The organism is Companilactobacillus hulinensis (assembly GCF_003946555.1).
In the GTDB taxonomy this organism is placed as follows: Bacteria; Bacillota; Bacilli; order Lactobacillales; family Lactobacillaceae; genus Companilactobacillus; species Companilactobacillus hulinensis.
The window spans coordinates 1-10,544 of record NZ_RHOO01000037.1 but is presented as its reverse complement, the minus strand read 5'-3'; the positions used below and the strand labels follow the sequence as shown (position 1 = coordinate 10,544).

9 protein-coding genes and 1 rRNA gene are annotated in these 10,544 nt (G+C 36.8%); all 10 read left to right on the top strand.

The features are described from left to right. A 5S ribosomal RNA gene (rrf, locus tag EKM66_RS12975) occupies positions 1–77 on the top strand; the annotation flags it as partial. Positions 78–411: 334 nt separating this feature from the next. Next, positions 412–2,025 (top strand): helix-turn-helix domain-containing protein, encoded by a 1,614-nt coding sequence (locus tag EKM66_RS12205; protein WP_125764981.1) that lies wholly within the window; start codon positions 412–414, stop codon positions 2,023–2,025. Between the two features lie 250 nt (positions 2,026–2,275). Further along, on the top strand, positions 2,276–3,469 hold the full coding sequence (locus tag EKM66_RS12200) for an MFS transporter (RefSeq protein WP_125764978.1): 1,194 nt from the start codon (positions 2,276–2,278) through the stop codon (positions 3,467–3,469). A 105-nt stretch (positions 3,470–3,574) separates the two neighbouring features. Then, positions 3,575–4,480: an alpha/beta hydrolase gene (locus EKM66_RS12195; protein WP_125764976.1), complete on the top strand. Its 906-nt coding sequence runs from the start codon at positions 3,575–3,577 to the stop codon at positions 4,478–4,480. Between the two features lie 9 nt (positions 4,481–4,489). Next, positions 4,490–4,963 (top strand): hypothetical protein, encoded by a 474-nt coding sequence (locus EKM66_RS12190; RefSeq protein ID WP_125764974.1) that lies wholly within the window; start codon positions 4,490–4,492, stop codon positions 4,961–4,963. A gap of 2 nt (positions 4,964–4,965) precedes the next feature. After that, complete coding sequence (locus EKM66_RS12185) at positions 4,966–5,808, top strand: sulfite exporter TauE/SafE family protein (protein ID WP_125764972.1); 843 nt, start codon at positions 4,966–4,968, stop codon at positions 5,806–5,808. Then, entirely contained in the window at positions 5,808–6,194 is a 387-nt protein-coding gene (locus EKM66_RS12180; RefSeq protein WP_125764970.1) for a DUF1634 domain-containing protein, read from the top strand. The genes EKM66_RS12185 and EKM66_RS12180 overlap by 1 nt, the downstream gene beginning before the upstream one ends. 117 nt (positions 6,195–6,311) lie before the next feature. Continuing rightward, the gene (locus tag EKM66_RS12175) at positions 6,312–8,690 is read left to right on the top strand and encodes an ATP-dependent DNA helicase (RefSeq protein ID WP_125764969.1); all 2,379 of its coding nucleotides are present in this window, start codon (positions 6,312–6,314) and stop codon (positions 8,688–8,690) included. Beyond that, positions 8,680–9,396, top strand: a complete 717-nt coding sequence (locus tag EKM66_RS12170; RefSeq protein WP_125764967.1) for a hypothetical protein — start codon at positions 8,680–8,682, stop codon at positions 9,394–9,396. Before EKM66_RS12175 ends, EKM66_RS12170 begins: the two co-directional genes overlap by 11 nt. After that, a complete protein-coding gene (locus EKM66_RS12165; protein WP_125764965.1) occupies positions 9,393–10,313 on the top strand; it encodes a sce7725 family protein in 921 nt (306 codons plus the stop codon). The genes EKM66_RS12170 and EKM66_RS12165 overlap by 4 nt, the downstream gene beginning before the upstream one ends. Positions 10,314–10,544: the final 231 nt, after the last annotated feature.

Here is a 10,544-nt window from a genome sequence, read left to right as displayed (position 1 = left end):
CGAACACAGAAGTTAAGCTTCTTCACGCCGAAAGTAGTTGGTGGGAAACTACCCGCGAGGATAGGTAGCTGCCACGCAATTCTTAAAGAGGACTGATTAAATTCAGTCCTCTTTTTTTGTCTCTAAATTGTAATATAAAAGCTCTATACTTATTGAATATTAGGCGTAAAATAATTTAATGATATGAAGATATTAAAAACTTTTTTAATTTGATTAAAATTTATGATTTTTGATAACGAATTTGCTTTAATTAGTATCATAAGGCGTTTAAAATAAATGAGTAAACATCTTTTTTAATTTAAGCATCATGATCGGTTTTAATTTTAAGATAATTATTTTATTAATTCTATTAATAAAAACAAGTGTATTTTTTTACTATGATATAATTATTCTAACCTGGGGGTGGCATCATTGGATAGTTTTACTGACTTATTTTTATCTAAATCGGAAATAGAAAAGATTCAATTATTCAACAAGATCAAATTAATCAGAACCAACCAATTGGCAAGTTCTGATCTGATTGGGACATATCGCAATCGTAATATTGTGGTTAAAGACATTAACCTTCGTAAGGCTGCTTATCAAATGAATAAGAGCTACGGAAGTGTTTATAATACTTTCTTAGGTATCCAAGAGGATTTCTGCGATATCTTAGGAAAGAAAGATTATTCTGTTGAAGAAATGTTTAATGAAACGCGTGACGGTTATCATGCGTATCTTACAACTAGATCAGATGGATATTTATTCTTAGACGCAATTGTCAAAGGTAAGGAATCATCATTTAAGCAATTCTATACAGACCTTAATAGTAGTAAGGCAACTGTGCTACGTCATTTGAAACCAGTTCGTGGTTACTTGAAGCGTTTCGGTGTTCGTATTGCTTATGAACCAATGCGCTTTGTTGGCGATGAGGAGGCTATTCGTTTAGCCGTTGCCGCTTTATACTGGAATGCTACAAGAGGCTACGTATGGCCATTTGAAGACTTTAAGAGGGAAACAGCTTACAAGGTCGTTGACATTGCTCTTGATAAATATCGCATGAAGCCTACTAATCAATTAACTAAGTTGTTTTATGCTTTTGTGGTCATGTCTCATTTGTACAGAATTATCGACGGAAACCATATGCAAAATATGGATGCTTTAAATGTTATCAATTATCCTTTCCCTAATATTTTTGAGGGCGCTAGTGCCATGCTTGAGGGCGACACTGGGAGTGAGAAGATTAGAGAATTGAAACGTGCTATCAAGGAAGATGTTAGTTATGAGGAGCAAATGTTCCAATCAGCTGATTTCTATATTCTTTTGATGTGCGTTCCTACTACTTTTGAGGTTTCAGATGAATACTTACAATCTGTATCTAAACAACTTGTTCGATATAATCCATTGTTCGCTAACTTCATCGACGACTTCTTGGAATTGATTCCTATTGATGTTGAACAAGCTATTTCAGATATGGCTTTGTCTCACAAAGAGTTTTTGCGTTATAAATATAATTTAACTACATGTATCATTGGTGTATTGGCACTTGATCGTAATTACATTGAGATCCTTAACTTATATTCTGGATTTGGTGATGCAATTAGTAAGATCAATGATGAGAATCTTGAAAGCAAGATCAACTCAACTGTGCAACATCTAATGCTTCGTGATAAATATAGTTCTCTTAAGGGTAAATCTAAGCCTATTTCTGAAGCAATCTATGCTATCGCTTATAGATTCTTCTCACTATATAATAAGAATATTCAAGTTAAAATTTATCTAGAACTTGAATCATTTTTCCTAGTTTATTCAGATCTTTCAGTTACTTTACAATCATTACCTTATGCCAAAATTGTTAGTGATCCTAAGGATGCTGACATTATTGTTACGGCTAATAGTGATGATTTGCCTGCTGACGAGATGAAAGATGATGTCTGCATCTATCGTTGGATGTATAATGGCGTCGATGGACAAATGGGTGGGTTATTAAACTTGATATATAAGATCTGGACTGAAGAGAAAGTTACTCAGAATCCAAATCTTTAATTTCAAATTGGTTGCAATTTTTCTGAAAACATATTATGATGTAGCTTGTGCGATGAGTCGAGAGCCGTCGAATTAGGACGGCATTCGTGGTAGGGTATCAAGCACTACTCGCAGGATTCGCGGGCGATATCTTCAGAAATTGTGTGAACCGATTATCTGATTACTCATTAGAGTACTACCTTAAAACCATGGTTGATTTTTATGCCATGGTTTTTTTATTGGTTAAAAAAAATAGAAGAGGTGAGAAAAGATGCGAGCTCAAAGAATGTGGCTATTGATCTTGAACATTACATTTAATATGGTGATGGGATTCATATTGCCGGTCAATACAATTTTTATTCATAAAAACCTACATGAATCACTTACTACTGCTGGTTTGGCATTGATGATCTATTCGGCACTTATGATGGTCGGTAATGCTTTAGGTGGTGTGATGTTTGATCGATTTTCAAGAAGGGGAACGCTTTATGCGGGATATATTATCTCGGTTGCCTCGTTGGTGGTTATGTCAGTTCACCATGTTTGGCCAACTTATGCAATTATGTTGGTAGTATTAGGATTCGGAATGGGATTATCATATACGGCGATTAACGCCTACACGGCTTTTGTTGCTGAACAAATGTCTGGCGATAGTCGAGTTATTTTTAATAATATGTATTTGGCTGCAAATATCGGTATTGCGGTTGGTTCAACTGCGGTTGGATTTATCTTTAAGCTGAGTATCTTTTTGACGTTCTTCATTCCAGCTTTATTATTTATAGTAGCTATTTTAATTGTGTTATTTAAAGGAAATGTTCTTGATCAAGAGAATGAAGCGGAATATGAAAGTGGCTCTGATAAAACATATGTTGATGAAGAGGTCGATCCTAGAATAGAAATTGGTAGTGGTCGTTTTGAAATCAACTTGGTCATCATCTGTGCTGCAATTTTTGCAGTTTGGTTAGGCTATTCTCAATGGGACAGCAATATGTCTATCTACATGTTGAATAAAGGTTTCTCAACACGTCAATATGGTCTTGTATTTACGTTTAATGCTGCTTCATTACTAATTATCCAGCCAGTAATGAATCGTGTTGTATCGAAGATTTTTAAGCTTTTGAAGAATCAAATTATGTTGGGTACAGCAATTATGGGATTGTCATTCTTGATTTTACCTAAGGCTGAAACTTACTTGATGTTCATTATCAGTATGTTATTCCTAACCATTGGTGAATCAATGGTATTCCCAACGATTCCAGCATTGTTGAGTAAGATGTCGACGAATAAGAATCGTGGAACTTTTCAAAGTTTTTACAGTATTTTTGGTTCCCTAGGTAGAGCCTTGGGACCTTATGCTGGTAGTTTAGTAGTTACGTTATTATCATTCTCACACTTGTTTGTAATTATTACGGTGATGATGCTGATTTTTGCAGTAGCTATGGTGGGCGTTAAGGAATTAGAGTAATGTAGAGCGTGTCAAAGAACGGGAGTAGTAGCGAAAATTATTGTTCTTTGTAAGCGCGTTTTGGAGCGTGTCAAAGTACATGCCACTACATTTAAGGAGAGAGTTATGACAATTGGTATTATTTTAATTATATTGTTGTTGCTGGCCGTTCTAATTTCGAACGCTCTTTTTTTATATCTTCAAAAAAGAGGTTCGAAGGCTCTGAATGGTGCAGCTCCAAAAATTAAGCGTGACGCTGGTCTTGATGAACGGACAGCCGAGTTTTTAAACATGAATAAAGTGGAATGGACGATTGAATCTAAATTCAATGGTAATAAGTTAGTTGGTTGGTTCACTCCAAGTAATGGTTCGAAGGTTACTGTTATACTGGTTCATGGTTTTGCGGTAGATCATAATTCACTTAATATTCATGCTCAATTATTTAATCATCTAGGTTATAATGTTTTGCAGATCGATAATCAGGCTGCTGGTAAAAGCGAAGGCAAATACATGGGTTACGGTTATCTTGAGAGTCGTGATCTGTTAGACTGGATTGATGAATTAAATAGAAGAAGACCGGATGAAAAAATTGTTTTGTTTGGTGCTTCTATGGGTGCAGCGACGGTTATGTTGACATCTGGTGAGTCATTACCTGATAATGTGAAGGCAGTGATTGAGGATTCTGGGTACACAAGTACCGAAGATATCCTTAGTTATCATTGTAAGGACCGCTTCCATATTAAGGGATTGTGGTTGATAAGAGGTGCTTCGATCGTATCTAAAATACGAGCAGGATTCTTCTATGGTCAGGCAGATTGTACTAAGGCACTGAAACATTGCCAATTGCCAGTATTGTTCATGCATGGTAAAAATGATTTCACGGTTCCATTTGAAATGGAAGAAAAGTTATCCACCTGTGGAAACTTTCCGAGAATGATTTATACCAGTTTGGGTGTGCACATTCGAAGTTACTATATTGATTCAGTCAAATATCAGGAAACTGTGGAAAACTCTTTGAAACGTTATATTTAGGAGGAAATTATGAAGATTAAGATTAGTGATTTTATTGAAAAGGTAACTGAAGGTACTTTTGATCAGACTAGTTTGCAGATCAGTAAGGATGATCTGTTACAAGAAAGTACATGGGCTATTGAAAAGGCAAGGGACCAAATTACTAAGGATCTAGCAGATGGCAAGTTATCTCAAGTTATGATCCATGTCGTGGATGCAGAATTTGATATGGATTTTTATCTGGAAACTGGTGTTATCAATCTTCCATTCGATGATGCTAAGAAGGTTACTCATTTCTTTGATGACGATGATGAAGTTGAAACAAAGATTTATCTATCAACACGTTGCGATTATTTGAATGCGTCACGTTTTCATATTGATCTTATTTCAGAAAACGAGTTAAATGCTACAGAAATTAAACAAACTATGAGTATAATGAAAGAGAACTATGAAACTTCTGTCGAAACTTTCAGCAAGAAAGATGAAACAGAGAAAGAAGATTAATTATGAATTCAATGTTGCTACTATTGATTATGGGAATAGCGGCAGGTTGTCTTGGTGCTGTCTTGGGAATTGGTGGGGGAATGATTATCACTCCTGTTTTGACCATCATGATGGGAATGGATATTAAATATGCCATTGGTGCCAGTATTATCTCTGTTATTGCTACGAGTTCAGGTTCTACTATTGCTTATTTGAAAGATGACATGCTGAATCTGCGTGTTGCGATGTTCCTAGAAATTGCCACAACTGTTGGTGCAATTATGGGAGCACTATTGGTTGGAGTATTTTCTAGTACATTCTTATATGTACTGTTTGGATTCTTCCTATTATATTCAACATACAATATGATTCGTAAACTTATGGATAAGAAGGGCGAATCAATTTATACAAGTGATGACAAGATCGTTAATAAATTGAACTTAGCCAGCACTTATTATGATAAAGCTGAACAAAAACAAGTCGATTATTCGATGAAAAATGTTCCTGGTGGTTTTATCATGATGTGGGCTGCTGGTCTTGCCAGTGGATTGCTGGGTATTGGTAGTGGTGCCTTCAAGGTTATCGCTATGGATACGATTATGGAGATGCCCTTGAAACCTTCTAGTGCAACAAGTAACTTGATGATGGGTGTTACAGCTGCTGCTAGTGCGACAGTTTACTTCTTCAATGGATCAATCAAACCAGATATTGCGGGACCACTTGCAATTGGAGTTTTGGCTGGTGCCTTGATCGGTGCTCGTGTTATGCAAGTATTGAAACCTAAAGTTATTAGAATGATTTTTATTCCTATTATCTTATACATGGGAGTACAAATGGTTCTTAAAGGATTTGGGGTGAGCTTCTAATGTCCGAAAAAACAAAAGTAGATTCAAAAAAAATGCATGAAGAGACTCGTCAAGTTGAGTTGGTTATTGGTAAAATTCTTCGGGTCGGCGTTATAACTTCAGCAATCGTTATACTTATTGGGATCGCCATGTACTTCATTAATGGTGGTGGCGGCTATGATAGTGGCTTCCCTAGAAGATTCTCCGCAATTTTCTCTGGAATTGCTGCAGGTAAGTCATATGCAGTTATCATGTTGGGAGTATTCTTCCTGATCCTGACACCGGTATTGCGTGTTGTTGTTTCTATTTATGCTTTTTATAAAGAAAACGATAAGCTATATGTCATTATTACAACGGCTGTTTTGATTATCTTAATTTTCGCTATGATGATGGGATATCGCAGTTAAAGCTGATTTTAGACCTCGCAAGAGGCCTTTTTTTATATTCTTTTTTAGCAGACAAAGACGAACGTCTGTTTTATAATTGAGAGTGATTTGTAATTTGTACTAGGAAAGGAGTCCGTTATGACGACTAGAATTGGAATCAGACAATTAGTGGAATTCGTCTTACGCAAGGGTGATCTGGTTGAGAATAAAGATAGTTCGAATACGGCTCTAGCTGGTGCAAGGATACATCGTAGGCTTCAAAGTGGGCGTTCTGATGACTATGAGAGTGAAGTTTACTTAAAGAAAACCGTCAGTATGAATGATCAGGATTATGTTATCTCAGGTCGTGCCGATGGAATTGAAATGACTAATAAATCATTGTTGATCGAGGAAATCAAAACCTCAGACCAATCTTTTGAGGATATCTCGGATAATACGCACGATCTCTATTGGGGTCAGGTGAAGGTCTATGGATATTTATTGTTGGAGGATGAGCCAGACTTTGATGAAGTTACATTGCAACTGACTTACGTTCAAACTAATAAAGAGAAAATTACTCGAACCAAAGAAGTTTTTAAACGTGTTGAACTAACTAAGTTTTTTAATAAAATTATCAAAGAGTATGAGTATTGGCTGACATTACGGGCTAACTTACGACGTGATAGAAACGACTCTATCAAACAATTGCCGTTCCCATTCCTGAAATTTCGAACGGGACAACATGAGATGGCTGGGGCAGTTTACAAGACCATAACACTGCAAAAAAGATTATTTGTGGAAGCTCCAACAGGTACAGGTAAAACAATTTCGACCATGTTTCCGGCAATCAAGGCCATGGGGGAAGATACTATTGAACGACTATTCTATCTAACTGCCAAGCAAAGTACGAGACATGTAGCAGAAGATACGGTTGCATTGATGGAACAAGATGGCTTGAAAATAAAATGTATTACGTTAACCGCCAAAGATAAGATCCGCTTCCCTGAAGAAAAGGATGTTGCACCAGAAGATAATCCGTTCATGGTTGGTTACTATGATAGATTGAAGCCAGCGCTGAAAGACCTTCTGACGCATGAAGATTTGATAACTCGACCGGTAATCGAGGAATATGCGCTAAAGCATACGGTTGATCCATTTGAGTTTTCATTAGATACTTCGTTATTTTGTGACATTATTATTTGTGATTACAACTATTTATTTGATCCGTTAGTTTATTTACAGAGATTTTTTACAGAAAAAAACTTGGAAAACTTCTTCTTGATCGATGAGGTTCATAACCTGGTTAGTCGTTCACGAGATATGTATTCAGCTGAAATAACTAATGCTGGGATTTTTGATTTACTGAAACAGGCTCGAACTATTAAAACTCAAGCCAGTGAGGATTTTCAGAAACAAGTTAAAAAAATACGTCGGGAATTCAATAAAATTGAAAAGGATTTGCAAGAGGAGCAGTTAACTGAGCAAGTAACCCCAGAACCTCCGGAACAGATGTTGCGGGTATTACGAAAGTTCACTGACTTCATGACTGACTGGATGCAGCAACAAAAACCCTCTGACTTCCTAACTTCAGCACAGGATTTCTTCTTTAACTGTCTAACTTTTGTCAAAATTGGTAATTTGTATGATGAAAGTTATCAAACTAGGGTGGTTATTGAAAATAAACACGTAACTATTAAACAATTGTGCCTTGATCCCAGCGGATTCTTGAATCAGTCGCTGAACATGGGCTCAGGAGCGGTTTTATTCTCGGCGACGTTATCACCGATGGAATACTATCAAAATGTTTTGGGTGGAGTGGATAATAGCTTGGCATATCAGCTCCCGTCACCGTTTCCCCCGAAGAACCAGGCAATACTTGTCACGCAGTACATTCGGACAACTTATCGTGAGCGTGAAAATAGTGAATCGGCGATCGTAGCTAGCCTCTATGCCTTGGTTTCAGCTAAGGAAGGAAACTATTTGTTCTTTTTTCCATCATATGGATATTTAAAACAAATAAAAGAAGCTTTTGAAGCGGTACATCCAAAAGTTAAGACAGCATCTCAAGAGACTGATATGGATAATGAAGCTCGAACAGCTTTTTTAAATCAATTTCAAGAAAATCCCGATGAAACGTTAGTTGGTTTCTGTGTTTTGGGCGGTATTTTTTCAGAAGGAATCGACTTGCGCGGTGACCGACTAATCGGCGTAGCAATTGTGAGTGTTGGTCTTCCCGGCCTTAGTGCGGAGAACAACTTAATTCGTGATTACTATGATCAGGATAACGGCAAAGGGTTTGCATATGCATATCAATTACCAGGGATGAACAATGTCTTACAGGCAGCCGGTAGATTGATCCGTAGTAGTCATGATACAGGGATAATTCTGCTGTTAGACCAACGATTTGCTAGTCGGCGTTATACGGAATTATTCCCACCACATTGGCAATATTATCAGAAGATTCGTTCAATTGAGCAATTATCAGCGACGATAAATAATTTTTGGCAGATAACAGAGGGTGATAGGCATGAAGACTAAGCTAACCAAGAATCTTGAGAGTACTTTGTATCAATATTGTTATGAGCAAGGAGCTTACGTAGTTGAGGAAGTTTCAATACCCGACAAGAAGGGAATCGTCGATACTTTGAGTTACCAGCAATTACCTGACGGAGAGATAGAATGGCGGTGTTATGAATTAAAGGTTACTAAGTCAGACTTCCATTCCAAAGCTAAACTTTCGTTTATCGGTAACTACAACTACTTTGTATTGCCACAGAAGTTATATGAGGAAGTTGCTGAAGAGATACCAGCTCATATCGGCGTTATGATATATCGTGCTTTCGATAAAAAGGCTGCGGATCTCGCACCGCAAACATTACGTACGCCGGGATTTCTGACAATTGCTAAAAAAGCTCAGTATCAGGATCTGCAAGTGGATGAAAAACCTTTGACGGCTCACTTTATAGCTTCACTATTCCGTGAAGTTGATAAAGCTAAGCGAGTCGAAAAGGGTTTGCAGCTTTATTCAGATGATCAATTGTATAAAGAAATGCGAAAACGTGCTAAAAAGGGATATAACATATACAAACCGGATCATAATGTCTATGACCGCTTCATTGATGATATGAAAGATGACTCTGTAACGGAGTTGCAAGAAGAGCTTGATGCTCGAAATGCAGAATATCAAGAATTAAAATTGAAATTACAAGCGTTACAGCAACCTGATTTGGGAGGTAAGGTATGATTTATTATCCTTATTTGCGTGGTCGAATGTATGATCTATTGGCATTGAAATCCTTGTCTGAAAATAATCAACTGGGTCGAAATATTGTGCCTATAATCGAACCAGTTCGGGACTCCAAAGAATTACAACAAACGGTTCAGATATTTATTGATCAAAAACAGCCTTTTGGTGTGATTGCTAATCCGCAGGTTAGTCTATATGGCTTGAATGGTGAGGCTAAATTATATCCATTACCAAAATTATCTGAATTACCATTTTATTATCCAAGTGCAATCTTGGCGCCAGACTTCAGTAGTGACTTCTTGAAGACTTCAGGTAATCAAAAAAGTTTGTTGATCGCTAAAAATTATCCATTATTACAAGCCTATGCGAATACTAAACTGTTAAAGAAAGTCAGTGGAATTCTTATTCCAGAAGAAGCTCGATTACATCAGTTAGCGGGTGATAAAGCAATTTCTTTGACTGATCCATTAGCATTTGTTGAACATGTGGCTGATTATGCTGACTTAGATGATGAGTATTTTGAGCCAGCCAGTTGGTGGAATCAGGTTGATAATTATCATGGATTCGGTGATTACTCAATGGTTGGTAGCCACTACTTCGATAAAGGCATGCCGTCACGTGCCATTTCAATGCATATTATTTACGTTACGACAGATGGCAGTCTTAGAATCCATCATTTCGTGTCAGATAGTAATGAAACAATGGGTGGACAGAAGAACAAGTTTTTCGAGGCGTTACAAAAGTTATGTGACTGGGTCCCTGAGAATCTGCATGGTTTGAACATGACTCCAGCGTTACAGGAATTAATGGCATATCAAGCACAAGATAAATTCCCAGGATTAGGTAATGTTAAGAAATTATCGTTGATGCACCATTTTCAGTTGATGCATCGGTTATTGGAGTTAAAAAAATAAATAAGTGAATTCTTAATGTGCGTAAGAATTCACTTATTTATTTTTTTATTGAAGATCCTTAATATCGTATGAAATGTCGCTATTTTCTATAACATAAGGATCATGTGTAACAATAATTACAGTTTTACCTTCATTTTTTAGTTCCTTAAAAATACGCAAATTGCAAGAACAAGTTAGCCACTTTTTAAAAGACTGATACCAAGGGAGTTTCAGTTAGTGGAGTTAAGTAAT